This is a genomic window from Roseibacterium elongatum DSM 19469 (genome assembly GCF_000590925.1).
GTDB classification, from domain to species: domain Bacteria; phylum Pseudomonadota; class Alphaproteobacteria; order Rhodobacterales; family Rhodobacteraceae; genus Roseibacterium; species Roseibacterium elongatum.
The window spans coordinates 539,563-563,410 of record NZ_CP004372.1; the positions used below are offsets into that span (position 1 = coordinate 539,563).

The 23,848-nt window shown below is 65.4% G+C and carries 22 protein-coding genes; 12 read left to right on the forward strand and 10 right to left on the reverse strand.

What is annotated here, in order from left to right; translation table 11 throughout:
* The first annotated feature begins 24 nt into the window (after positions 1 to 24).
* Complete coding sequence (locus tag ROSELON_RS02635; RefSeq protein WP_025310897.1) at positions 25 to 843, forward strand: metallophosphoesterase family protein; 819 nt, start codon at positions 25 to 27, stop codon at positions 841 to 843.
* 2 nt (positions 844 to 845) lie between these two features.
* Here ROSELON_RS02635 and mnhG read toward each other — a convergent pair whose 3' ends face one another.
* From mnhG to ROSELON_RS02670, 7 genes are read right to left on the reverse strand one after another with little or no spacing between them, the layout of a single operon-like run.
* Complete coding sequence (gene mnhG, locus ROSELON_RS02640) at positions 846 to 1,178, reverse strand: monovalent cation/H(+) antiporter subunit G (RefSeq protein WP_025310898.1); 333 nt, start codon at positions 1,176 to 1,178, stop codon at positions 846 to 848.
* Positions 1,175 to 1,510: a monovalent cation/H+ antiporter complex subunit F gene (locus tag ROSELON_RS02645; protein WP_051508344.1), complete on the reverse strand. Its 336-nt coding sequence runs from the start codon at positions 1,508 to 1,510 to the stop codon at positions 1,175 to 1,177. Before ROSELON_RS02645 ends, mnhG begins: the two co-directional genes overlap by 4 nt.
* Entirely contained in the window at positions 1,507 to 1,983 is a 477-nt protein-coding gene (locus tag ROSELON_RS02650; RefSeq protein WP_025310900.1) for a Na+/H+ antiporter subunit E, read from the reverse strand. Before ROSELON_RS02650 ends, ROSELON_RS02645 begins: the two co-directional genes overlap by 4 nt.
* Complete coding sequence (locus ROSELON_RS02655; RefSeq protein WP_025310901.1) at positions 1,980 to 3,518, reverse strand: Na+/H+ antiporter subunit D; 1,539 nt, start codon at positions 3,516 to 3,518, stop codon at positions 1,980 to 1,982. Before ROSELON_RS02655 ends, ROSELON_RS02650 begins: the two co-directional genes overlap by 4 nt.
* A complete protein-coding gene (locus ROSELON_RS02660; protein ID WP_025310902.1) occupies positions 3,515 to 3,883 on the reverse strand; it encodes a Na+/H+ antiporter subunit C in 369 nt (122 codons plus the stop codon). Before ROSELON_RS02660 ends, ROSELON_RS02655 begins: the two co-directional genes overlap by 4 nt.
* Complete coding sequence (locus tag ROSELON_RS02665; RefSeq protein WP_038650093.1) at positions 3,884 to 4,306, reverse strand: Na+/H+ antiporter subunit B; 423 nt, start codon at positions 4,304 to 4,306, stop codon at positions 3,884 to 3,886.
* A gap of 1 nt (position 4,307) precedes the next feature.
* Positions 4,308 to 6,557 carry a putative monovalent cation/H+ antiporter subunit A gene (locus ROSELON_RS02670; protein WP_038650796.1) on the reverse strand — a complete coding sequence of 750 codons (2,250 nt, stop codon included), beginning with the start codon at positions 6,555 to 6,557 and terminating at the stop codon, positions 4,308 to 4,310.
* Positions 6,558 to 7,079: 522 nt separating this feature from the next.
* On the opposite strand from ROSELON_RS02670, the gene ROSELON_RS02675 reads away from it, so the two are divergent.
* The 11 genes from ROSELON_RS02675 (at position 7,080) to ROSELON_RS17300 (ending at position 20,429) form a co-directional block, all read left to right on the forward strand.
* On the forward strand, positions 7,080 to 8,018 hold the full coding sequence (locus ROSELON_RS02675) for a hydrogen peroxide-inducible genes activator (RefSeq protein ID WP_025310905.1): 939 nt from the start codon (positions 7,080 to 7,082) through the stop codon (positions 8,016 to 8,018).
* 60 nt (positions 8,019 to 8,078) lie between these two features.
* The gene (locus ROSELON_RS17295; RefSeq protein WP_156945721.1) at positions 8,079 to 8,789 is read left to right on the forward strand and encodes an Ldh family oxidoreductase; all 711 of its coding nucleotides are present in this window, start codon (positions 8,079 to 8,081) and stop codon (positions 8,787 to 8,789) included.
* Between the two features lie 11 nt (positions 8,790 to 8,800).
* Complete coding sequence (locus ROSELON_RS02685; protein ID WP_038650094.1) at positions 8,801 to 9,772, forward strand: LysR family transcriptional regulator; 972 nt, start codon at positions 8,801 to 8,803, stop codon at positions 9,770 to 9,772.
* Positions 9,773 to 10,324: 552 nt separating this feature from the next.
* Positions 10,325 to 12,274 (forward strand): acetate--CoA ligase, encoded by a 1,950-nt coding sequence (gene acs / locus ROSELON_RS02690; RefSeq protein WP_025310908.1) that lies wholly within the window; start codon positions 10,325 to 10,327, stop codon positions 12,272 to 12,274.
* A gap of 8 nt (positions 12,275 to 12,282) precedes the next feature.
* Complete coding sequence (locus ROSELON_RS02695; protein ID WP_025310909.1) at positions 12,283 to 12,981, forward strand: adenylate kinase; 699 nt, start codon at positions 12,283 to 12,285, stop codon at positions 12,979 to 12,981.
* Between the two features lie 102 nt (positions 12,982 to 13,083).
* Positions 13,084 to 13,341, forward strand: a complete 258-nt coding sequence (locus ROSELON_RS02700) for a DUF4212 domain-containing protein (RefSeq protein ID WP_025310910.1) — start codon at positions 13,084 to 13,086, stop codon at positions 13,339 to 13,341.
* 18 nt (positions 13,342 to 13,359) lie between these two features.
* On the forward strand, positions 13,360 to 15,141 hold the full coding sequence (locus tag ROSELON_RS02705; RefSeq protein WP_025310911.1) for a sodium:solute symporter family protein: 1,782 nt from the start codon (positions 13,360 to 13,362) through the stop codon (positions 15,139 to 15,141).
* Between the two features lie 103 nt (positions 15,142 to 15,244).
* Entirely contained in the window at positions 15,245 to 17,059 is a 1,815-nt protein-coding gene (locus tag ROSELON_RS02710; RefSeq protein WP_025310912.1) for a DUF294 nucleotidyltransferase-like domain-containing protein, read from the forward strand.
* A gap of 16 nt (positions 17,060 to 17,075) precedes the next feature.
* Positions 17,076 to 17,609, forward strand: a complete 534-nt coding sequence (locus ROSELON_RS02715) for a hypothetical protein (RefSeq protein WP_025310913.1) — start codon at positions 17,076 to 17,078, stop codon at positions 17,607 to 17,609.
* A gap of 76 nt (positions 17,610 to 17,685) precedes the next feature.
* Positions 17,686 to 19,692, forward strand: coding sequence for a 3'-5' exonuclease (locus tag ROSELON_RS02720; protein WP_025310914.1), 2,007 nt, complete (start codon positions 17,686 to 17,688; stop codon positions 19,690 to 19,692).
* A 47-nt stretch (positions 19,693 to 19,739) separates the two neighbouring features.
* A complete protein-coding gene (locus ROSELON_RS17300) occupies positions 19,740 to 20,429 on the forward strand; it encodes a GntR family transcriptional regulator (RefSeq protein ID WP_025310915.1) in 690 nt (229 codons plus the stop codon).
* A 144-nt stretch (positions 20,430 to 20,573) separates the two neighbouring features.
* On the opposite strand, the gene ROSELON_RS02730 is transcribed toward ROSELON_RS17300, so the two are convergent.
* The 3 genes from ROSELON_RS02730 to ROSELON_RS02740 all read right to left on the reverse strand — a co-directional run bounded on the left by ROSELON_RS02730 (position 20,574) and on the right by ROSELON_RS02740 (position 23,834).
* Complete coding sequence (locus ROSELON_RS02730; protein WP_025310916.1) at positions 20,574 to 22,022, reverse strand: NAD-dependent succinate-semialdehyde dehydrogenase; 1,449 nt, start codon at positions 22,020 to 22,022, stop codon at positions 20,574 to 20,576.
* Positions 22,019 to 23,032 (reverse strand): type I glyceraldehyde-3-phosphate dehydrogenase, encoded by a 1,014-nt coding sequence (locus ROSELON_RS02735; protein ID WP_025310917.1) that lies wholly within the window; start codon positions 23,030 to 23,032, stop codon positions 22,019 to 22,021. The genes ROSELON_RS02730 and ROSELON_RS02735 overlap by 4 nt, the downstream gene beginning before the upstream one ends.
* A 76-nt stretch (positions 23,033 to 23,108) precedes the next feature.
* Positions 23,109 to 23,834 carry a hypothetical protein gene (locus ROSELON_RS02740; protein ID WP_025310918.1) on the reverse strand — a complete coding sequence of 242 codons (726 nt, stop codon included), beginning with the start codon at positions 23,832 to 23,834 and terminating at the stop codon, positions 23,109 to 23,111.
* Positions 23,835 to 23,848 lie beyond the last annotated feature (14 nt).

A 23,848-nucleotide genomic window follows, 5' to 3' on the forward strand; every position in this document is an offset into this window, starting at 1 on the left:
GCCGCCAAGTCGCACCTGACAGGTATGCTCCGTTCCGTTCGTTCACTTCTGGGCCGCAAGGACCGCCCCGTTCCCGCGACCGAGGCGCCCGAAGCGACCGCGCGCAGGGATGCGGACGCCCCCCGCCCCGATAGCCCGACCTATGTCGTGGGCGATATTCACGGCCGTGCGGACCTGCTGGAACTGATGCTGGAACTGATCGACGCCCATATCGGTGGCACGGGGGCGCGCGACCCACGGCTGGTTTTCGTGGGCGATTATGTCGATCGCGGCCCCGACAGTGCCGAGGTTCTGTTGCGCCTGCGCGAACTGACGCGGGATCTACCCCGGAATGTGACCTGCCTCATGGGAAATCACGACCGCATGATGCTGGATTTCCTGAAGGATCCGGCCACGCGCGGCCCGCGCTGGCTGCGCGCGGGCGGCACGCGAACGCTGGCCAGTTTCGGCATCGACCCGACCCCGCTCGGGTCTGGGACATCCCCCGACACCTACCGCGCGGTGGGCCGGCAATTACGCGATGCCTTGCCCGAGGGGCACGAGGCGTGGCTGAGCGATCTGCCCCTGTCCTGGCATTCCGGGAACCTGTGGGTGGTCCATGCCGGTGCCGATCCGGCCCACCCTATGCAGGATCAATCGGCGCGCGTGCTGCTGTGGGGCCATCCCGAATTCGAAAGCGACCCGCGCGGCGATGGCGTCTGGATCGTACATGGCCATGTCGAGGCGGAACTGCCCCACGCCCGCGATGGGCGCATCGCGGTGGACACGGCAGCCTGGTCGTCAGGCCGCCTGACAGCCTGTGCGATCCGGCCCGACGGACGCCACGATTTCCTGCAGACCTGACCCTACCGCTTCAGCCGCGTCTCGGCCCCGTCCTCGACGGTGGTGTTCCAAAGATCGACCCCCGCGCGGAAGGCCGCCCGCCCCATCATATGGGCCGCGACCGGCGCGGTGATCAGCAGGAACAGGATCGTGGCCAAGGCCCGCGTGACAACGCCCGTATCTCCGAAATAGAGCGCCACCGCCCCCAGGATCAGGCCGGCGCCCAGCGTTCCGGCCTTGGTCGAGGCATGCATCCGGATCAGCACGTCGGGCAGGCGCAACACCCCCAGACCGGCCACGAAACAGAAAAAGCCGCCCAGCAGGACCAGCGCCGCCATCACATAGTCGAGGATCATGGTTTCTGCCTTTCGCTGTGGTCACGCATGGTCGTCGGCCCGGCATCCCCGATCCCGGACCGGCGGCGGTCGACGAACCGGGCCAGGGCCACCGTCGCCAGGAAGCCCACCAACGCCAGCACGATCGCCACATCAACGAACGCCGTGTCGCCCGACAGGAGCGCATAAAGGCCGCAGAAGCTGACGATCAGGACCGTCATCATGTCCAGCGCCACGATCCGGTCGGGCAGGCTGGGGCCCTTGATCAGCCGGACAAAGCCAAAGGCGACGCCCAGCATGACCAGCACGAACGACACGTCGACCGCGATTTCGAGAATGTTGAACTCGGTCATTCCATGGCCTCCATGACCCAACGCTCCATGCCGTCCCGGATCTGTTGCCGGATCTCTTCGGGATTGTCCGCGAACATGGCGTGAATATACAGCGTGTTGCAGTCCTCGGTCACATCGAGGCTGAGCGTGCCCGGCGTAAGCGAGATCAGGTTGGTGACGAGCAGGATCTCCATCTCGCCCTTGGCTTCCAACTGCATCGAGATGATGCCCGGGCGCGCCTTGTGCGTCGGCGTCAGAACATCCCAAACGACCTGGATCGAGCTGACCACCAGTTCGTAGAGGAACAGCACGCAAAGCTTGAACCACCGCCAGACGCGTTTGAAATAGCGATCACACCCCGGAAACAGGGGCTTGGTCACGAACAGCGCGGCCGAGCCGAGCGCAAAGCCCACCGCCAGCCCCGACAGCGTGATATTGCCCGTCAGCGCGGCCCAGGCCACGGCAAGGGCGATGTTGAGGGTGAAGATATTCATTGGCCGCCCTCCAACTGCGCCAGACCGCTTGCCACCATCGGCGCCTCACCCAGAACCGTGGCCACGTATTGGCTGGGGTCCAGCAACTGCGCGGCCGAACGCTCGGCAAAGGCCACGAAAGGCTCGGGGTAGAAGCCGATGATGCAGGTCAGGACCGCCAGCGATGCGATCGGCACCAGGAGGGCGGCACGATCGCGGGCGGGCAGGCTGCTCAGGCTCGGCTCGACCCCGGTTGGGTGGGGTGTCCAAAAGGCCGCGCCCCAGATCTTGGTCATCGAATAGATCGTCATCAGGCCCACCGCCAGGGCGATACCGGCAATCCAGTAGGCCTCGATATCAAGGGACGCCTTGACCAGAACGTATTTCGCCCAGAACCCCGACAGCGGCGGAAACCCCGCCAGCGAAAAGGCCGGGATCAGGAACAGGACCGCCAGGAACGGCGCCGTTTTGTAAAGGCCGCCGATCGCCGACAGTTCCGTCGAGCCTGCGATCCGCTTGGCCACACCGGCGACAAGGAACAGGTTCGCCTTCACGATGATGTGGTGGACGAGGTAGAATACCGCCCCCACTATCGCCAAGGGCGTGAACAGCGCGAGGCCAAGGATCATGTAGCCGATCTGGCTGACGATGTGGAACGACAGGATGCGGCGAAAATCGTTCATCGCCGCGGCGCCCAGAACGCCCGTCACCATCGTGAACCCGGCCACCCACAAAAGGATCGTGTGCGTGAACGCGATGTCGCTGGTGAAGATCAGCGTGAAGGTCCGGATCAGGGCATAGACCCCCACCTTGGTCAGCAGGCCGGCAAAGATGGCGGACACGCTGAACGCCGGCGTGTGGTAGCTGGCCGGCAGCCAGAAAAACAGCGGGAACACCGCCGCCTTCACCCCGAAAGCGACCATGAACATCACGGCCACCACGACCAGCAGGCCCTGGTTTTCGATGTCCTGCACGGCGCCGTGCAGGTCCGCCATGTTCAGCGTGCCGGTCATGCCATAGAGCAGGCCAACACCGGCGAGGAACAGGATTGTCGAGACCAGATTCAGCGTGACGTACTTGATGCCGCCGTCCAGTTGCACCCGCTGGCCGCCCAGGATCAGCAGGCCGAAGCTGGAAATCAGCATGACCTCGAACCAGACATAGAGGTTGAACAGGTCCCCCGTCAGGAAGGCCCCCACGACACCGGCCAGCAGCACCTGGAACAGGGCATGATAGCCCAGCGCCTCTTTGCGTTCGTCTATATCGGCCAGCGCATAGATCGACACCGCCAGACCGGTGATGCCGGTGATGACGACCATCACCGCGCTCAGCAGATCGGCCACCAGCGTGATGCCGAAGGGCGCGGCCCATTGGCCCATCTGCGCGGCGATCACGCCCTCGGCCAGTACTTCGGCCATGAGGATGCCCGACGCAATCAGCAGCGCGGCCGACCCCAGAACCGACAGCCAGCGCCCCTCGGGCCCCTTGCGGAACAGGAAGGATAACACCGCCGTGGCAAACGGGATGATGATGGGCGAGGCGAGAACCCAGCTCATGCCTTGTCCTCCGCCTCACGCGGCTCGGCCAGACGCATCTCGTCGGAATCGAGCGTGCCGAGGTTCTGGTAGGTGCGATAGACCAGCGTCAGCGCAAAGGCAAAAAGGCCAAAACCGATCACGATGGCGGTCAGCACCAGCGCCTGCGGCAGGGCATTGGCCACGTCGCCAATGGGCGCATCCGCCCCCTCGGGGATCAGGGGCGGGGCCTGTGGCGTCAGCCGCCCCGCCACGAAGATGGTCAGGTTCGCCGCGTTCGAGATCAGGATAAGCCCGAACAGGAATCGCAACACGTTGCGCGCCAGCATCAGATGCACCGCTGCGGCCGTGAGGACGCCAACCATGATGGCCACCATCAGCTCCATTCAGACTTCCTCCTCAAGGGCCAGAACAAGGGTCAGGATCGACCCGAACACCACCAGATACACGCCGATGTCAAAGACAAGGACGCTGCTGATCGGCAGGCCCTTGTCATCCTCGGTCTCGCCGATGAACCACCATTGGCCGGTAAAGAAGGCATCGCCGAAGAACACCGCATAGCCACCGGCACACAGCGCGATGCCCAGCCCTATCATCGCGATATTCTGCGGCTCGACCCGGAGGGCGGCGCGCGTCGCCTCGGCCCCTTGCGCAATCGCGTAGAGGATGAACCCGGTCGAGCCGATCAGCCCGCCGATAAAGCCGCCCCCGGGCAGGTTGTGACCGCGCAGCAGCATGAAGACCGAAAAGAGCAGCAACAGCGCCACCAAGAGCCGCGTGGCTGCATTCAGAATGATCGAGTTCACCATCTCAGCGCCCCCCGTCCTTGTCGGCGGCATCCCCGCCATAGCGCGTGCCCCGCAGCAGCGCATAGGCCGCCAGCGCCGCGATCACGACCACGGCGATCTCGCCGAAGGTGTCGAGGGCGCGGAAATCGACCAGAATCACGTTGACGATGTTGCGCCCATAGGCATCGGGCCAACTGGCGACCTCGAAATAGTCGGTGATGCGCCGGTCGAGATCGCTTTGCAGCACACCGATCAGAACTGCGGTGACCACGGCCCCCGTCGCGATGGACAGAACGGCATGACCCGGTCGGCGCGGCTCGTCCCCGAGATTGAGGTTCGGCAGTTTCAGCATCGCCACCGCGACCAGCACCACGACCAGCGTTTCCACAAGCAACTGCGTGATGGCCACGTCCGGCGCGCTGAACATGATGAAGATCAGCGCAACCCCGATGCCCACGACGCCCAAAGCTGCGATCGCCGTCATGCGGCTGCCGGTATAGGCGGTCAGCAGGGCCCCGGCGGTGACAAAGATCAGCACGGCCCAGTGCTTGAACAGCAGCCCGTCCATCTGGGCGGCGAAATCGATGCGAAAATCCAGCGCATCCTGGGCCCAGATCGTGCCCCCTACGGCCACGGTCAGGGTGACGAAGACGATCAGCAGATAGCGTTGCAGCACCCCCGATTGCAGGTGCCGGGTCTGCCACGCCGCCAGCGCCTTGACCCCGTCCAGCACCCGGTCCCACCCCGGATCGAACTTGATCGGGTTGGCCTCGAACACGCGGCCCAGCCAGTTTCGCATCGGACGATGCACGAGGTACAGGACCGTGCCCGTGGCAAAGGTGGCCAGCGACAGCAGGAAGGCGGCGTTCACCTCGCGGAAGAGGTACAGATCGACGGTATAATCGTAATCGCCGTACACGGCCCAGGTGCCCGGTGCGACCAGCCACGCCTCGACCGTGTTGGGAAACAGGCCGAAGCCCAGCGAAAAGGCCCCCAGGATGATCGGCCCAATCCACATGACCCACGGCCCCTCATGCGCGGGCTTGGGCGTATCGCCCGGCTTTCCCAGAAAGGGACGCAGGACCGAGATGCCCGCCGCCACGAACATCAGCGCCGAGGCCGCAAAGATCGTGCCGGTGATCCAGAACGTCGCCTGCTCGTGCCCCAGGCCCGCCTTGTAGAGGAACTCCTTGCCGATAAAGCCGACGAAGGGCGGAATACCCGCCATCGAAATCGCGGCCAAGGCACCCCCGAGGAAGGTCAGCGGCATCTTTCGGCCCAGTCCGCGCAGCCGGTCCACGTCACGCGTGCCGGTTTCGTGATCGACGATGCCGATCATCAGAAACAGCGCCGCCTTGTAGAGCGAATGGACCACGAGAAAGGCCATCATGCCCTTGATCGCGTCGGGCGACCCGGTGCCGATGAACAGGGTCAGTGCGCCCAGCGCCATCAGCGTGGTGTAGGCCAGGACCTGCTTGATATCGGTCTGGCGCACCGCCAGCACCGAGGCGAAGACGGTGGTGAACCCGCCCGCCAGCACCAGTGTCCAGAACCACAGCTCGCTATCGCCCAGCACGGGATTCACGCGCGCCATCAGATAGACGCCGGCCTTCACCATGGTGGCCGAGTGCAGATAGGCCGACACAGGCGTCGGTGCGGCCATGGCGTTGGGCAGCCAGAAATGAAACGGAAACTGAGCCGATTTCGTGAAGGCCCCGGCCAGGAACAGGATCATGATGGGCACATACAGGGGATCGTTGTGGATCACCTCGCCACGCTGGAGGATCTCGGACAACTCGAACGTGCCTGCCACATTGCCCAGCAGGATCATCCCCGCCAACAGGGCCAGCCCCCCCGTTCCCGTCAGCAACAGCGCCTGAAGCGCCGAACGACGCGATTTCGCGCTGCCGTTGTCGAACCCGATCAGAAGGTAGGACGAGATGGTCGTGACTTCCCAGAAGACGAACAGCGCGATCAGGTTATCGGACAGAACCAGGCCCAACATCCCCACCATGAACATCATCAGGAACAGGACGAATCGCGGATAGTCAGGATGCTTGCCCAGATATGCCGTCGAATAGAGCGTCACCAACGCCCCGATCCCCGTGATCAGCAAGGCAAAGGTCAGCGACAGGCCGTCGATCAGAACCGACAGCCGAATATCCATCGACGGCACCCAGTCGATGCCCAAGAGCACCGGCTGTCCCGCCGCCACAGAGGGCGCGAACTGCGCAAACCAAAGAAACAGGGCGATCGGAATCGCTACCGATATCCACCCCGCACGGCCCCCCGGCCGTGCGGGGCACCTCGTTCGTGTTGCTGGCCACCCTCGCTTACCCTTCTTCCCTGACTTCGGCACGCGCGGCCGGACGGCTGCGGTCGCACCTTGTCACCATTAACTGTATCACGGGGCAAGCCCGTCCAGACCTGCCCACCCAAGACAAGCCCTTCATTTTTACCAGCCGCACCGCTCGGCGCGACCACCTGTTGCGGCCGAGCGATCCGCGACCACCCGTTGCGACAAACCCGAAGACCCGGTCGATCGCACCACGGTTGACGGCAAGACCCGTGGCGCGACCGACCGGGAAGCCCTCTCTGCCTGTCCGTGATCGCTGAACGGGACTGCATCCAGCTTGGCAGAGCGGCCAGCGGCGTCCATGCGTGCCCATGAACCGCCGATCCTTGTTCTTCGGTGCCACACAATTAGTGCGGCTGTTGAATAGGGAAAAGGCGGCGCTACTTTATTTTTCGATTGGAAAAAGCTATTGTCATGGGATCATCACAGGGGCTACGCATGCAGAATGCCATCCTTCCCTTCACGCTCCGTCAGTTGCGGTATCTGACCGCGCTGGAAGAGACCGGCCATTTCCGCGAGGCGGCGGAAAGCTGCGGCATCTCGCAACCTTCGCTCTCGGTTCAGATCAAGACCCTGGAAGAGGCGCTTGACCTTGTGCTTGTCGAGCGCGGGCGCGGCCCGGTACGCCTGACCCTTGCGGGACGCGAGGTGGCGCGGCGCGGCCGCGAGATGCTGGATGCCGGACAAGGCATTCTCGATCTGTCGGTCACGCTGAAATCGGGCTTGGGCGGAACGATCCGGCTGGGCACGTCTGCGACGCTGGGGCCCTACCTGATGCCGCATGTCGTCGGCGACCTGCACCGTACCCACCCCGATCTGCGCCTCTATATCCGCGAGGCCGCGCCGCGCGACCTGTTGCGCGAATTGCAGGACGGCACGCATGACCTGATCCTGACGCAACTGCCCGTTCCCGGCGCGCGCCTGTCGAGCGCCCGCTTGTTCCGCGAGCCGCTGGCCGTTGCCCTGCCAACGGATCATGCCCTGGCCGACCGGCCCGAGCTGGACGCCCCCGACCTGGCCGGCCAGACCGTGCTGTCGCTGTCGCCGGCCTATGCCCTGCACGACCAGATCGCGGCCTTGTGCAACGACATCGGCGCCGATGTCTCGCGCGACTATGAGGGCACGTCGCTCGATGCGCTCAGGCAGATGGTCGCCATGGATATGGGCCTGACCTTTCTGCCGGCGCTCTACGTGCGCTCGGAAATCGAAGGGCGGGCACAGGATGTCATCGTGCGCCCCTTTCGGCGCCGCCGTTTTTCGCGGTCGATCGGGCTGGTGTGGCGCGCCTCGTCCGGCGCGGGTCCGTCATATGACAAGCTGGCCGACGCCATCCGCGCCACGGCGCGCCGGTTTCCCGAACTTGTCATTGAGGCATAGACACGCCGAGCGCAGCTTTGCGCATTGACGCCCGCAGACCCTGTGTCAAAACTGGCCGACATGACCGAAGCCCTCAGCCTTGAGGACCTCGAGGCGCTCGCCACAGACTGCCTTACGCGCGCCGGGGTTCCGCACACCGTCGCGCGATGCGTCTCTCGCGATGTCGTCGCCGCCGAGGCGCGGGGCGACCGCGCCCATGGCCTCGAGGCGCTGCTGCGCGACTTGCGGCTGATCCGATACGGGCGGTTGCGGCCCACGGCCGTGCCCGACATCACCCCGACGGCCCCCACGGTGCTCAAGGTCGATGCGCGGCACGGGTTCGCGGCCGCAGCGCTCGATCACGTGCGGTCGGATCTGACAGGCATGGCCCGGCAAAGCGGTCTGGCGCTGTTGCGGCTGGAAAACGCCAGCGACCCCGCCGGCCTGTTCGGGGCGCTCAAGGATACCGCCGCCGACGGCATGCTGGCCGTTTCGATGACCGAGGACGGCAGCGCCCGCATGGCCAGCCCGGACCACCCCGCGCCACGGCCCGTCCTGACACCGGCGCGTCCGGCCCTTGCGGTTTTGCTGGGCGTGCTGGAGGATCAGGACAGCCCGCCCGACAGCCCCCTGGGCGACCCGGTCGCGCATCGCGGCTGGTTTCTGGCCGCCGATCCCAACACGACCGGACTGGTTCACCTGATCGGCGAGTTGCCAACCGGCAGCATGGAACCCCCGGCACCGCGCGTCGCATTGCCCACCGACCTTCTGGCACAGATCGTTACCAGTTGAGGACACCCGCCATGCCGGCGCCCTTGCACAAAGGCCTGACCTTGCGCGGACTGGAGGTGTTCGAAGCCCTGGCGCGCACCGGCTCGGTCGCCGCCACGGCGGCGGAACTGGGCATGTCGGCGCCCGCCGTCTCGCAACAGATGAAGAACCTTGCGCAGGTCCTTGGCGTCGATCTGATCGACCATTCCCGGCGACCGATGATCCCCACCCCCGCGGGGCGCCTTTTTCTGCCGCGGGCCGAAGCGGCGCTGAGCGCCCTGCGCAGTGGCCAACGCGACCTGACCGCGCTGGACCTGAGCGGGCTGAGCGCGCTTTCCCTCGGGGTGATCGAGGATTTCGAGAACGAGGTGACGCCGCGCCTTGCCGCCCGCCTGGCCGAAGCGCTAAGCCAATGCGCCTTTCGCCTGCGCACCGGCGCCAGCCACAACCTGGTGGCCGGCGTCGTCGCGCGCGACCTCGACATGGCGATGTGCGCCAGTCCGGGCGCACATCCCGGCGGCACGACAGCGTATCCGATCCTCACCGATCCCTATATCGTCGCGGTGCCCCAAGGCACCGACATGACCGGCGGATTGACCGGGTTGTCGCACCTGGTGTTTCTGCGGCGCGACCTGACCCAGGTCATGGGCCGCCAGATCGAGACCTACCTGACCCGTGTGCAGCTGGACCTGCCACAGCGCTTCGAGATGGATTCGAACCAGTCGATCAGTGCACTGGTGGCCAGCGGCACCGGCTGGACGATCACGACTCCGCTCAGCCTGCTGCGCGCCGGCCGCTTTGCCGGCGGCATCGATGCGCACCCGCTGCCGGATGCGGACATCGCGCGCGACATCGTGCTTCTGGCCGGCGCGGACTGGTCCGGCGCGATCCCGGCCCAGATCGCGTCACTCGCCCGTGAGTTGATCGAGGCGCATTTCGTGGCCGACGCCCATGCCCGGATGCCGTGGCTTGGGCACCGCTTTGCCGTTTTGGGGGGTGACTGACGCGCGGTTTGCCGATCGCGTCAGGTGAAATTGTCGCAGGCATGCGCCACGCCCGCTATGCCAAACGACTCGTTGACAATGCGAACGGTCCAAAAATTCATATTGTTATCATTGCCATATGCGCCGTCAGAAAATTTCTTTTCACCGATATCCCGACCTCGTGAAAACCCGTGACAGAATGAGACCCTCCTCACAGGAAACTGTTCAGAGTCGGGCATTTCCCTGTCATCTTGCAATTGCGCTGCGGCCGGGGCGTGCGACTCGTGCCTTGCCCAGCGCATACCAGTAGGCCAAAGCTGGTGACGGACCGGACGCGAAGGGAACAGGAGCGCGCAAGGGTATTCCCGTCACAGGCGAGCGGCACTTGGTTGGGGGAGGCTGACCCGACATCATACGCCCCACCTTTTGGGGTGATCCGTCGCCAGACGCGTTCCGGCCCATTCGCGCCCGGAATGCCGAGGCAGATCGGCAGGACGCGCGGGATCCCTTCGGGACCCCACGGGCGGCTCGGTGCGTCCACGCCGATGGCAAGAGGGCCGTCTCAGCGGAGGAATGACCTTGCCCAAGGATACGACCACCCACCCCGATCTTCTGGCTGGCGCGCATGTGGACGCAGCCGCCTATGACCGCATGTATGCGGACTCGATCGAAAACCCCGAAGCTTTCTGGGCCGAACACGGCAAGCGCCTGGACTGGATCAAGCCCTTTACCAAGGTGAAGGACACGTCCTTTGCCCATGACGACGTGCATGTGCGCTGGTTCGAGGACGGCACGCTGAACGTGGCCGAGAACTGCATCGACCGTCACCTGGCCACCAAGGCCGACCAGCCCGCCATCATCTTCGAGCCGGACAGCCCCGACGAAGAGGCCCAGCACATCACCTACAAGCAGCTGCACGAAGAAGTCGGCCGCTTTGCCAACGTGCTCAAGGAACTGGGCGTGGAAAAGGGCGATCGTGTCGTCCTCTACCTGCCGATGATCCCCGAAGCGGCCTATGCCATGCTGGCCTGCGCGCGCCTCGGCGCAATCCACTCGGTCGTGTTCGCCGGCTTCTCGCCCGACGCCCTGTCGAGCCGGGTGAACGACTCGCAGGCCAAGGTCGTCGTGACCTCGGACGGCGCGCCGCGCGGCGGCCGCGTCACCGAGCTGAAGGACAACGTGAACAAGGCGCTGCTGCATTGCGACGACCACGTCAAATGCCTTGTCGTCAAGCGCACCGGCCAGCAGGTCGCCTGGGTCGCGGGGCGCGACGTGTGGTATGACGACATCGCGGCCAATGTCTCGACCTTCTGCCACGCGGCCGAGGTCGGCGCAGAGGACCCGCTGTTCATCCTTTATACCTCGGGCTCGACCGGCAAACCCAAGGGCGTGGTCCATACCTCGGGCGGGTACCTCGCCTATGCGGCAATGACCCATCAATACACGTTCGATTACCATGACGGCGACGTGTTCTGGTGCACGGCCGACGTGGGTTGGGTCACGGGCCACAGCTATATCGTCTATGGTCCGCTGGCCAATGGCGCGACCACGCTGATGTTCGAGGGTGTTCCGACCTACCCCGATGCGGGCCGCTTCTGGGCCGTGTGCGAAAAACACAAGGTCAACCAGTTCTACACCGCGCCCACGGCCATTCGCCTGCTGATGGGCCAGTCGGACGAGTTCGTGACCAAGTACGACCTGTCCAGCCTGAAACTGCTGGGCTCGGTCGGCGAGCCGATCAACCCCGAAGCCTGGAACTGGTACAACGAGGTGGTCGGCAAGGGGAAATGCCCCATCGTCGACACCTGGTGGCAGACGGAAACCGGCGGCCACCTGATCACCCCGCTGCCCGGCGCGACGGATCTGAAACCCGGCTCGGCCACCAAGCCGTTCTTCGGCGTGCAGCCCGTGCTGCTGGATGCGACGAGCGGTGAGGAAATCCACGAGACCGAGGCCGAGGGCGTCCTGTGCATGAAAGACAGCTGGCCGGGGCAGATGCGCACGTTGTGGGGCGACCCCGAACGCTTTGTTCAGGCCTATTTCAGCGACTACAAAGGCTATTACTTCACCGGTGACGGCTGTCGCCGGGATGCCGATGGGTATTACTGGATCACGGGCCGCGTCGATGACGTCATCAACGTGTCCGGCCATCGCATGGGCACGGCCGAGGTTGAATCGGCGCTGGTCGCCCATGACGCCGTCTCCGAGGCCGCCGTGGTCGGCTATCCGCACGAACTGAAGGGCCAGGGCATCTACTGCTACGTGACCCTGATGTCGGACGAGACGCCCTCGGATGAGCTGGTGAAAGAGCTTCAGACCTGGGTCCGCAAGGAAATCGGCCCGATTGCGAAACCCGATGTCATCCAGTTCGCCCCTGGCCTGCCCAAGACGCGCTCGGGCAAGATCATGCGCCGCATCCTGCGCAAGATCGCCGAGAACGATTTCGGCAGCCTCGGCGACACGTCGACCCTCGCCGACCCTTCGGTCGTCGATGACCTCATCGAAAACCGCGCGAACAAGTGAGCGGGGCCATGGGGGACATGACCGAAACACGCGCCGTCAACCTGATCCTGCTGGGCCCTCCGGGGGCCGGCAAGGGCACGCAGGCCCGCATGCTGGAGGAGCGCTTTGGCCTCGTCCAGCTGTCCACGGGCGATCTGCTGCGCGGCGCCGTTGCCGCGGGCACCGAGGCCGGCAAGGCCGCCAAGGCCGTGATGGAAGCAGGCGAACTGGTCTCGGACGAGATCGTGCTGGCCGTATTGAAAGACCGGCTGGATGCACCGGACGTGGCGGCGGGAACCATCCTCGATGGCTTTCCGCGCACCGCCGCACAGGCCGAGGCGCTGGATGCGCTTCTGGCCGAGCGGGGGCAGACGATCGACGCGGCCATCAGCCTCGAGGTCGAGGATGAGGCGATGATCGCCCGCGTGTCGGGCCGCTATACCTGCGCGGCCTGCGGCGAGGGCTATCACGACCAGTTCAAGCAACCCAAGGTCGCCGGCGTCTGCGACAAATGCGGCGGGACGGAAATGAAACGTCGCCCCGACGACAATGCCGAAACGGTGCGCACGCGCCTTGAGGCCTATCACGCGCAAACCGCGCCGCTGATCGATTACTACCGCGCCCGTGGCGCCCTGACCGAGGTGCCCGCCATGGGCGACATCGATCAGATCGCTGCCCGGCTTGCCGCCATCGTCGGCACGCATACGGGTCAGACGACGGACGCGTAACACAAAATTCGCCGCCGTCCGACAGAGGGGTCGGGCGGCGGCGGGTCCATACCCGGCGGGGACACAGATTTACGTCCGGGCCTACTCGAAGGGAGAACCTCAATGGCAGAACAGCCGAACAACAATGCGTACTGGTCTGCGAACATTCGTCTTGTCACCTACTGTCTGGTGATCTGGGCGCTTGTCTCGTACGGCTTTGCGATCCTGCTGCGTCCGCTGCTTTCGGGCATCGCGGTGGGCGGCACCGATCTGGGCTTCTGGTTTGCCCAGCAGGGATCGATCCTCGTCTTCCTGGTCCTGATCTTTTTCTACGCCTGGCGCATGAACAAGATCGACCGCGAACACGGCGTGGACGAGTAAGAAGGGACGATCGGAACAATGGATCAGACAACACTCAATATCATCGTCGTGGGGCTGTCATTCGCGCTCTACTTCGGTATCGCGATCTGGGCGCGCGCGGGCTCGACCAGTGAATTCTACGCCGCAGGCCGCGGCGTGAACCCCGTCGTCAACGGCATGGCCACGGCGGCCGACTGGATGTCGGCGGCCTCGTTCATCTCGATGGCGGGCCTGATTGCCTTTGTCGGCTACAACAACTCGTCCTTCCTGATGGGCTGGACTGGCGGCTACGTGCTGATGGCGCTGTTGCTTGCCCCCTACCTGCGGAAGTTCGGCAAGTTCACGGTGCCCGAATTCATCGGTGACCGCTACTATTCGACCACCGCGCGCATCGTGGCGGTGGTCTGCCTGATCGTCATCTCGATCACCTACGTGATCGGCCAGATGTCGGGCGCTGGCGTGGCCTTTGCCCGCTTCCTCGAAGTGGACCGGGACCTGGGCCTCTTCATCGCGGCCGGCGTCGTGCTGGTCTACGCGGTGCTGGGCGGCATGAAGGGCATCACCTACACGCAGGTGGCGCAGTATTGCGTTCTGATCATCGCCTACACCATCCCGGCGATCTTCATCTCGCTGCAACTGACCGGCAACCCGATCCCGGGTCTGGGCCTGTTCTCGAACATGTCCGAAGGCACCACCGGCGCGGGCGAGCCCCTGTTGGTCACCCTGAACGGTCTGCTGACCGATCTGGGCTTCAACCAGTACACCGAGGGCACCAGCCCGGTGAACATGGCGCTGTTCACGCTGTCGCTGATGATCGGCACCGCCGGTCTGCCGCACGTGATCATCCGCTTCTTCACCGTGCCGAAAGTGGCCGACGCACGCTGGTCCGCCGGTTGGGCGCTGGTCTTCATCGCGCTTCTCTATCTGACGGCCCCGGCTGTTGGTGCGATGGCCCGCCTGAACATCATGACCACCATGTGGCCCCAAGGCGTCGAAGGCGAAGCCGTTGCACAGGAAGACCTGCCCGACTGGTTCGAAACCTGGTCCGTGACCGGCCTTCTGGCGGTCGAGGACAAGAACGGCGACGGCCGCATCCAGTACTACAACGAAAGCTCGGAAGAGATGGCTGCAATGGCTGCCGAGCGTGGCTGGGAAGGCAACGAACTTGTCACCTTCAACCGTGACATTCTCGTGCTGGCCAACCCCGAGATTGCGCAACTGCCCAGCTGGGTGATCGCGCTGATCGCGGCGGGCGGTATCGCAGCGGCGCTGTCAACGGCGGCGGGTCTGTTGCTGGCGATCTCGTCGGCCATCAGCCACGACCTCATCAAGTCCACGCTGAACCCCAACATCTCGGAAAAGAGCGAACTTCTGGCCGCACGGATCTCGATGATCGGGGCCATCGCGGTGGCCACATGGCTGGGTCTGAACCCGCCGGGCTTTGCGGCGCAGACCGTGGCGCTGGCCTTCGGCCTTGCGGCGGCATCGCTCTTCCCGACGCTGATGATGGGCATCTTCTCCAAGCGGATGAACTCGGCCGGGGCAACCTGGGGGATGTTGGCCGGTCTGTTGACGACCTGCCTGTATCTCTTCACCTACCTTGGCTGGTTCTTCATCCCCGGCACCAACATGCTGGAGAACACCGCCTCGAACTACCTGTTCGGCATCCCGCCGGCATCCTTCGGCCCGATCGGCGCGCTGGCGAACTTCGTCGTCGCCTACCTGGTGTCCAAGGCCACCGCCGAGCCGCCGCAGGAAATCCAGGACCTGGTGGAATCGATCCGCGTGCCGCGCGGTGCCGGTGCCGCCACGGGTCACTGAGACCTGACAAAGACGGGGCCTGCGACACCGCGGGCCCTGTTCACGACACCGGCGCATCCCGACACCTTCGGGGTGCGCCGTTTCACTTTCCTGGGGTCCCGCCATGGCACTCGATATCGAAGCCCTCCTGTCCCATACACACCCTTATGACGTGCTGACCGAGGCCGAACGCACCACGCTGGCCGCCAAGGTCGGTCTGGAAGAGATCGCCGCAGGTCAGACGATCTATGAACAGGGCGCCCCCCAGGCCGAGTTGTTCCTGATCCTGTCGGGACGCGTCGATATCACCGATGCGAACGGCGAGGTGCTGTCGATCCTCGGGCCGCGCAATTCCTTCGGCGAACGGGGTCTGATGCGCGACGGGATCGCCGCGGTGACCGCCAAGGCCGCCGAGGATTGCCGCCTGCTGACCATCCCGGCCGAGATCTTCCACCAACTGGTCAAGGAACACCCCGAGATCAACCGCTTCTTCGACCGCACCCGCCCCGCCCGGCCGCGCCGCAAGGACGTGACCACGATGGCGCTGGCCGAGTTGATGACACCCAACCCCCTGACCTGCCCGCCCGAGACGCCCCTGATCGAGGCCGCGCGCAAGATGCGCGATCTCAGGGTGTCGTGCATCATCGTGACCGACAGCGGCAAGGTCGCCGGCATCCTGACCGCGCGCGACCTGACCAACCGCGTCCTCGCCGAGGGCGTGCCCTATGAAACCCCGGTGCGCGAGGTCATGACGCGCGGTCCGGTGACCCTGCCCTCCAGTTCGCTGGTGGCGGATGTCCTGCACACGATGATGGAGCGCGGCATCACCCACATGCCGGTGGTCGATGCCGGCAAACTGACCGGCATTCTGACTCAGACCGACCTGATCCGGTTCCAGGCGACCTCCTCCGCGGCGCTGATCCAGGACATCGCGCGCGCCCCCGACAGCACGGCCTTGGCCGGTTTCGTGGGGCGTATTCCAGAATTGCTCGTGCAACTCGTCGCGCAGCAGAACGCGCACCAGGTGGTCACACGCCTGATCACCGACATCGCCGATGCCGCGACGCGCCGCCTGCTGGCGCTGGCCGAGGAGAAACTGGGCCCACCGCCGGTGCCCTACCTGTGGCTGGCCTGCGGCAGCCAGGGGCGGCAGGAACAGACCGGCGTCAGCGACCAGGACAATTGCCTGATCCTCGACGATGCGGCCACACCCCCCGACGACGCCTATTTCGCGGAGCTGGCGAAATTCGTGTCGGACGGGCTGGACGAGGCCGGGTATTTCTACTGCCCCGGCGACATGATGGCGACCAACATCAAGTGGCGCCAACCCCTGCGGGTCTGGCGCGACTATTTCCGCGGCTGGATCAACACCCCCAATCCCGAGGCGCAGATGCTGGCCAGCGTCATGTTCGACCTGCGCCCGATCGGCGGCGATTTCAGCCTGTTCTCCAACCTCCAGGCCGAGACGCTGGAGGCGGCGGGCAAGAATTCGATCTTCGTGGCGCATATGATCGCCAACTCGCTCAAGCATCATCCGCCCCTGGGCCTGTTCCGGGGCTTTGCCACCGTGCGCTCGGGCGAGCACAAGAACCAGATCGACCTGAAGATGAACGGCGTCGTGCCGGTGGTTGACCTTGGCCGGATCTATGCGCTGCAAGGCGGCTTGACCGAGGTGAACACCCGCGCCCGGCTGCAGGCCGCCATCGAGGCCGGGGCCGTTTCAAGCACCGGGGGGCGCGACCTGCTCGATGCCTATGACATGATCGCCGAAACCCGGCTGGCCCATCAGGCCGCCCAGATCCGCAAGGGCGCGGCGCCCGACAATTACATGGCCCCAAGCGACCTGAGCGATTTCGAGCGCAGCCACCTGCGCGACGCCTTCGTCGTCATCAAAACCATGCAGAGCGCGGCCGGCTCGGGCCGTGGCATACTGAACTGAAAGGAACCGACCGCCAATGTTCTGGTCGCTGATCGCAACCCTACTCGCCGGCCTTGCCGGGGCCGGCATCGCGATGCTGCTTAATCGCGCGACAGGCCGTCGCCTGCCGAAATGGATCACGCCTGTTTTCGCGGGCGGCTTCATGCTGGCCGCAACCATCGGGCAGGAATACGGCTGGTTCGGCAGCGCCCGCGCCACGATGGGGGATGTCACCGTCATCCAGACCCGCGAACAACAGGCCTGGTGGCAACCTTGGACCTACCTGCGCCCCTTTACCCGCGGCTTCGTGGCCTATGACCCTGCGGAAACGGTCGAGATCGGCGCGGACTCGGGCATTTACGTGGTCCAGATGCAGGTAATGGAACGCTGGCAACCCGCCATCGTGCTGCCCGTCCTCATTGATTGCGGCGCGGGCGCACGGGCCGAGATCACGGACGAGGTGAGTTTTTCCGAGGACGGCACCATTGCCGGTGCCGAATGGCTGACGGTCGCGGGAGACGACCCGATCCTGAGCAGCGTCTGCGGCGGGGAGGCCGCGGACGAGACCTGAAACCGCCCGACGGGGTGAGGCGCGACCACCCCAAGACGGCCTGGCAAGACCAGGGGCAAGGAGGAGGCCCCGAGACATGTTGACCAGATTGTCCCTGCGTTTGCGCATATTCCTGTTCTTCGCCTTTCTCGCAATGGCCAGTTCGATCCTGGCGATCGCGGGACTGGCGCTTGGCTATTCACGGCTGGGCGAGGCGCACGCGCTTTCGGCCTTCGTGATCGCGGGCGTGATCGCCGTTCTTGCGATCTTTGCCCTGACGACATGGGTCTGGGTGCTGTTCGACGAGAACGTGGCCAAACCCGTGGAACGGCTGGCCGCCGAAATGCGCGCCCGCGCCCATGCCGATGTCGAGGGCGAGATCGACCATGGCGAGGCGAAGTTCCTGGGCGATCTGGGCTCGGCCGCGGCGGCCGTCGCCTCGAACCTGACTGAAACGCGCAATGCCATGGCCCTGGCGGTCGGGCGCGAAACCGCGCGGCTGACGACCGAGAAGACACGGCTGGAAACCCTGTTGGCCGAGATGCCGGACGGGGTGCTGTTCTGCACGCCGGATCACCGGATCGCCCTTTATAACGGCCATTGCCGCGACATTCTTGGCGAAACCGAGGCCGTGGGCCTGGGCCGTTCGGTCATGGGGTTGCTGAAGCCCGGCCCGATCGAGCAGGCCTATGCCCGCCTTGTGGATGGTGAGGCCGAGGACGGCACCGACCTTTTGGTGACAACGCGGGCGGGGGCACGGTTGCTCGAGGCACGCATGCGCCTGCTCCGCCTCGAGGGGCAGGAAACCGAGACACCGGGCTATGTCCTGACCCTGCGCGACCTGACGACGGATCTGGCCACCCATGCCGAGCGGGCGCATCTGTTCGACACGTTCCTCGACGGTGTCAAAGACACCCTGCCCGACCTGCCCGAGGGGATGGCGCGGGATCGGTTGGCCACCCTGACCGAGGAGACCGACCGCCGCAAAGCACCGACGGATACGCAATGGTGGCCGATGGAGGCGCTGAGCGCGCGCGATCTGGGCACCGCCTTGTCGACCCGTCTTACACGCAAGGGCCTGTCCCTGGACAATGCCCTGGGCGACACCGGCGTGCGCTGTGACGGGTTCGCGATCACGCGCCTGTTGGAGCGGCTGGCGCTGGAATGGTCCGGCATCGGTGGCAAGGACCTGAGCCTGCGCATCGTCGCCGAAGCGCCCGATCATGTCGTCCTCAGCCTCGAGGCCGCGGGCGACGCGCCCGCGAAGGCCGAGGTCGCCGACTGGCTGGAGACCCCCCTGTCCCCCGGTCTGACGCGGTTCTCCGGGCGCGATGTGCTGACCTCGCATGGCACGCGCCTGTTGCCGGAACCGGCCGGGCCCGGCCACGCCGCGCTGCGCCTCAGGCTGCCCTTGGCGGATCCCAAACCGCCAGTCCCCTCGCGGGTGGTTCTGTACGATTTCGAGCTGCTGAATGCGGCCATTCCCGACGATCTGGCGGCGGCGGCCTTGCGGGATCTGTCCTATGTCATCTTCGACACCGAGACGACGGGGTTGAACCCGCAGGTCGACGAGATCTGCCAGATCGCCGCCGTGCGGGTCGTCAACGGGCGTCTCGTGGATGGCGAACGCTTCGACATGCTGGTGAATCCGGGGCGCAAGATCCCCGCCGCCTCGACCGCGGTGCACCACATCACGGATGCGATGGTTGCGGACGCTGTGGATGTCTCCGAGGCGATCGAGAGGTTTCACGCCTTTGCCGACGGCTCGGTCCTCGTGGCGCATAACGCGCCGTTCGACATGAGCTTCCTGCGGCGACGGGAACGGGAAATCGGCAAGCGCTTCGACCAGCCGATCCTCGATACGGTTCTGTGTTCGGCGATCCTGTACGGCCAATCGGCGGAACACACGCTGGATGCGCTGTCCACACGGCTGGGCGTGTCCATCCCCGACGAGGCACGGCACACGGCCATCGGCGATGCCATCGGCACCGGCGAGGCCTTTCGCAAGATGATCCCGATGCTGGAAGCGGCAGAGCTGCCCAATCTGGGGGCATTGATCCAGGCTTTCGACCGGCACACCAGATTGATCGAACATCTGAATTGACCGCAGCGCCCGAGACGCGGAGCGCTTGAGCAAAAGGGATATCCGCCATGGCCCGCACGCCGCTTTACAAGGCCGCCGAAACCGAAATGATCCGACGCATCGAACACGGCGTCTGGCCTGTCGGCACCCGTCTGGGGAACGAGTTCCAACTGGCCGAGGAGTTCGGCGTAAGCCAGGGCACCATGCGGCGCGCGTTGATGACGCTGGAAGCTATGGGATTGCTGAGCCGCAAGCCCGGACGCGGGACGATCGTGGCCGAGGCCTCCGGCGCACGGGCGGATGGCAGCCCATCCGGCGGTCTGGTGACGCCGGACGGAACGCCCCCGCAATTCGAGATCTACCGCGCCAAGGCCCTGACCCGCGCCGCCGACAGCGACGAGGTGGCCCTGTTCGGGACAGCCCGCCTTGCGGTGTGCGAACGTGTATTGCGACTGGGCGGCGACCGCGCCGCGCTGGACGAAATCGCAGTCCCCGAGGCGCTGGCCCCGGCCCTCGACGAGGACGCCCCGGTGGATTTGCACGATTTCCTGTCCGCGCACGCCTTGTCGGTCGCTCGGATCGAGGATGCGCTCGGCGTGTCGATGACCACGATGGGCGAGTCGGTGACCCTGTCATGTGACCGGCACACGCCGCTGATGGTCTTGAGACGTGTGGCGCGGGGTGGCGACGGGGCCGTGATCGGACGGCAGGTGTTGCGCGTGGCCGATCCGGACCTTGAGTATCGACCGGGGGGGTGAATCCGGAGGGTTTGCGCCGGCTTTGCCGTCGCCGTGGGGCGCTTTGGCGGGGGCATCGAGCCCCCGCCAAAGCGGCTGCTGTCGCAGCTGCATATTTGAAGGATAAAGATGGGGGCGGGTCCGTCACGGCCCCACCCCGCGCGATCAGATCCCGTCGATGCAGACGTATTTGGTGTCGAGGTAATCCTCGAGCCCCTGGCTGCCGCCCTCTTTTCCGAGGCCGGACTCCTTGACGCCGCCAAAGGGGGCCTCGACCGTGGTGATGAGGCCCGAATTGATGCCGATCATGCCGTAATTCAGCGCCTCGTTCAGGCGGAAGGCGCGGGACAGATCCTGCGTGTAGACGTAGGAGGCAAGACCAAACACGGTGTCATTTGCCATGCGCACGGCGTCTTCCTCGGTCTCGAACCTGAAGACGGGGGCGAGCGGGCCGAAGATTTCTTCCTTGGCGAAGGCCATGTCCTGCGTCGCCCCGGTCAGGATGGTGGGCTGGAAGAAGGTGCCGCCAAGCTGATGGCGCGAGCCGCCCAGCGCAACCTCGGCGCCTTTGGATTTGGCGTCGTCGAGCAGTTCCTCGACCTTCTTCACGGCGTCGGTGTCGATCAACGGGCCTTGCGCCACGTCCGCGTTCCGGCCATCGCCGACCTTCAACTCGCGGGTCTTTTCGACCAGTTTCTCGACAAAGGCGTCATGGACACCCGCCTGCACGTAGATGCGGTTGGCGCAGACGCAGGTCTGGCCGGAATTGCGGTATTTCGAGACGATGGCGCCCTCGGCGGCCTTGTCGAGATCGGCGTCGTCGAAGACGATGAAGGGTGCGTTGCCGCCCAGTTCCATCGACACCTTCTTGACGGTATCCGCAGACTGCCGGATCAACTCCTTTCCGACCTCGGTCGAGCCGGTGAAGGTGATCTTGCGCACTTCCTCGCGCGCCATCATGGCCCCCGCGATCTTGCGGGCCGAGCCGGTGACCACGTTCACCGTGCCCTTGGGGTAGCCCACCTCTTCGGCCAACGCCCCCCAGGCGAGGCCCGAATAGGGGGTGGCGGTGGCCGGTTTGGCGACGATGGGGCAGCCCACGGCGAGCGCCGGCGCGACCTTGCGCGCCAGCATGGAGGAGGGGAAATTCCACGGCGTGATCATGCCCACGACGCCCACGGGGTGTTTCGTGACCAGGATGCGGCGGCCGTTGACGCCGGCGGGCACGATCTCGCCCTTGGCGCGGCGGGCTTCTTCGGCGAACCAGCGGACATATTGCGCGCCGATGGCGATCTCGCCCTTGGCCTCGGTGATGGGTTTGCCCATCTCGATGGTCAGCAACTCGGCCAGCGCCTGCTGGTTGTCCATCAGCGCGTCATGCAGTTTCCACAAAAGGCCCACGCGGCTCATCAGATCCATCGCGGCGAAATCGGGGAAGGCGGCGGCGGCGGCATCGATGGCGCGCATCGTCTCGGCCTCGCCCGATGCCGGGACGGTGCCGATCACCTCGTCGGTGGCGGGGTTGGTGACCTCGATCGTTGCGCCGCTATCGGCGGCGACCCATGCGCCGCCGACGAAATTCGCCTCGCGCATCCGGGTTGTCCAGTCGCTCATGTCGTTCCCTCCTCTGTCATCTGCCGGCCCATGCGTGTGGCCACGTCGAGCATGCGGCAGGAAAAACCCCATTCGTTGTCATACCACCCGAAAACGCGCAGCATGCCGCCCTTGGACCGCTTGATCTCGGGCCCGGCGATGATCAGGCTCTCGGGCCGGGCACGCAGATCGCTGCTGACCAGTGGCTTGTCCGTCCAACCGATGACCGGGCCGGCCCGCTGTGCGAGATGGGCGCGGGCCGCCTCCACCGCGGGGCGGTCCCGCGTCATCACGGCGAGATCCACGCAGGAGACGCTGGCCGATGGCACCCGCACGGCCGACCCGGTGACCCGCCCCGCAAGATGCGGCAGGACGACATCGACCAGCTTTTCGGCGCTGGTGGTGGTGGGCACCATCGACAGCGCCGCGGCGCGGGACCGCGCGGGCGTGGCCATGGGCGTGTCCACCGTTGGCTGGCTGCCGGTATAGCAATGCACCGTCGTCATCAGAGCGGAATCGAGCCCCCATTCCTCGTCGATCAGGCGAACGAGCGGCGCAATGGCATTGGTCGTGCAAGAGGCGTTGGAAACGATCCGATGCTCTGACGCGAGGCGGTCGTCATTCGCCCCCAGAACAACGGTCAGATCGGCCTTTGGCGATGGCCCGGAGACAAGGACGCGACCGGCCCCGGCGGCCAGTCCGGCCTCGGCAAAGCTGCGGTCGGTGGCACGGCCCGTGCATTCCATGAGAACGTCGATACCGCTCAGGTCGATCCGTGACGGATCGCGTTCCGTACTGAAGCGGAGAACATGCCCGTCGACGATCAGGGCATCGCCCCGCGACGCGACGGAGCCGCGCCAGGGGCCGAAGACGCTGTCGTATTCGAACAGGTAGGCGCAGGTGTCCAACGGGGCGATATCGTTGATGGCGACGATCTCGACCTCGGGCCAGGCAGACGGCGCGCCGGCCCATGCCCGCAGAACCGAGCGGCCGATGCGGCCAAACCCATTGATTGCTACGCGGATGGTCATGCCGCCCCCTGCCCCTCGGATCTCGTTGCGCGCACACTGCCCCGCCGCCGGGTGACCTGCAAGGGCGGGCGCAGGATCAGGGTGTGTCGCGATAGCCGAAGCGCTCGAACATCCAGGCGAACCGCGCGCGGATCTCGGCGACACGCTGCGGATGGGGGGCGAACATCTCGGCCGGTGTGGCCTTTTTGGGACGATGCCCGCCCTTGGCGCGCGTGCTGGCAAAAGTTTCGCCAAGCCCGGCCAACGCGGGCCGCTGTCTTTCGAGTTCGGCGATGTCCTCGGCAAATGCCTCATAGCGCAGGAAGAAGTCGACGACGATGTGGTCCCCGATGAAGTACTGCGCCTCGTTCTGTTCCAGGCACTTGGTCGCACGCTCGGACAGGATCCAGTCGTCGAAACCGAGGCCAACGGTTTCGTGGCGGTTGGACCAGTAGTATTTCGAAACGATCGTATCGAACGGATTGCGCACGATGGACAGTTTGAAGGCCCCGTCGAACGCAGCCGCACCCAGCCGGTCACGGATATCGGATGCCCCTATATGGTTGCGGTACTTCCGGGGCCATTCCAGTTTCGTGACCACGCGCCGCAGCCCCTTGGGGTCGCTGGCGATTTCCCCGATCTTGCAGGCATAGTTCTGCGCCCCGCGAAAGCCGCGGGCACGACGGGCCTTTTCGTCGGTGCTGGTGATCGGCGTGATGATGTCATCCGGTCCGGCAAAGCGCGACAACGCGATCTCGAGCGAGGTGCCCGCAACCTTGCGCGGCTTGAGAAACAGGATTTTGGGCGCGGTCAGGTAGATCACGGCGGGACACTCGG

Excerpts from the sequence above, each read along its gene's own strand:
- ROSELON_RS02635 (WP_025310897.1), top strand. The coding sequence starts at position 25 with ATGCTCCGTTCCGTTCGTTCACTTCTGGGCCGCAAGGACCGCCCCGTT.
- mnhG (WP_025310898.1), bottom strand. The coding sequence starts at position 1,178 with ATGATCCTCGACTATGTGATGGCGGCGCTGGTCCTGCTGGGCGGCTTT.
- ROSELON_RS02645 (WP_051508344.1), bottom strand. The coding sequence starts at position 1,510 with ATGACCGAGTTCAACATTCTCGAAATCGCGGTCGACGTGTCGTTCGTG.
- ROSELON_RS02650 (WP_025310900.1), bottom strand. The coding sequence starts at position 1,983 with ATGAATATCTTCACCCTCAACATCGCCCTTGCCGTGGCCTGGGCCGCG.
- ROSELON_RS02655 (WP_025310901.1), bottom strand. The coding sequence starts at position 3,518 with ATGAGCTGGGTTCTCGCCTCGCCCATCATCATCCCGTTTGCCACGGCG.
- ROSELON_RS02660 (WP_025310902.1), bottom strand. The coding sequence starts at position 3,883 with ATGGAGCTGATGGTGGCCATCATGGTTGGCGTCCTCACGGCCGCAGCG.
- ROSELON_RS02665 (WP_038650093.1), bottom strand. The coding sequence starts at position 4,306 with ATGGTGAACTCGATCATTCTGAATGCAGCCACGCGGCTCTTGGTGGCG.
- ROSELON_RS02675 (WP_025310905.1), top strand. The coding sequence starts at position 7,080 with ATGCAGAATGCCATCCTTCCCTTCACGCTCCGTCAGTTGCGGTATCTG.
- ROSELON_RS17295 (WP_156945721.1), top strand. The coding sequence starts at position 8,079 with ATGACCGAAGCCCTCAGCCTTGAGGACCTCGAGGCGCTCGCCACAGAC.
- ROSELON_RS02685 (WP_038650094.1), top strand. The coding sequence starts at position 8,801 with ATGCCGGCGCCCTTGCACAAAGGCCTGACCTTGCGCGGACTGGAGGTG.
- acs (WP_025310908.1), top strand. The coding sequence starts at position 10,325 with ATGACCTTGCCCAAGGATACGACCACCCACCCCGATCTTCTGGCTGGC.
- ROSELON_RS02695 (WP_025310909.1), top strand. The coding sequence starts at position 12,283 with ATGGGGGACATGACCGAAACACGCGCCGTCAACCTGATCCTGCTGGGC.
- ROSELON_RS02700 (WP_025310910.1), top strand. The coding sequence starts at position 13,084 with ATGGCAGAACAGCCGAACAACAATGCGTACTGGTCTGCGAACATTCGT.
- ROSELON_RS02705 (WP_025310911.1), top strand. The coding sequence starts at position 13,360 with ATGGATCAGACAACACTCAATATCATCGTCGTGGGGCTGTCATTCGCG.
- ROSELON_RS02710 (WP_025310912.1), top strand. The coding sequence starts at position 15,245 with ATGGCACTCGATATCGAAGCCCTCCTGTCCCATACACACCCTTATGAC.
- ROSELON_RS02715 (WP_025310913.1), top strand. The coding sequence starts at position 17,076 with ATGTTCTGGTCGCTGATCGCAACCCTACTCGCCGGCCTTGCCGGGGCC.
- ROSELON_RS02720 (WP_025310914.1), top strand. The coding sequence starts at position 17,686 with ATGTTGACCAGATTGTCCCTGCGTTTGCGCATATTCCTGTTCTTCGCC.
- ROSELON_RS17300 (WP_025310915.1), top strand. The coding sequence starts at position 19,740 with ATGGCCCGCACGCCGCTTTACAAGGCCGCCGAAACCGAAATGATCCGA.
- ROSELON_RS02730 (WP_025310916.1), bottom strand. The coding sequence starts at position 22,022 with ATGAGCGACTGGACAACCCGGATGCGCGAGGCGAATTTCGTCGGCGGC.
- ROSELON_RS02735 (WP_025310917.1), bottom strand. The coding sequence starts at position 23,032 with ATGACCATCCGCGTAGCAATCAATGGGTTTGGCCGCATCGGCCGCTCG.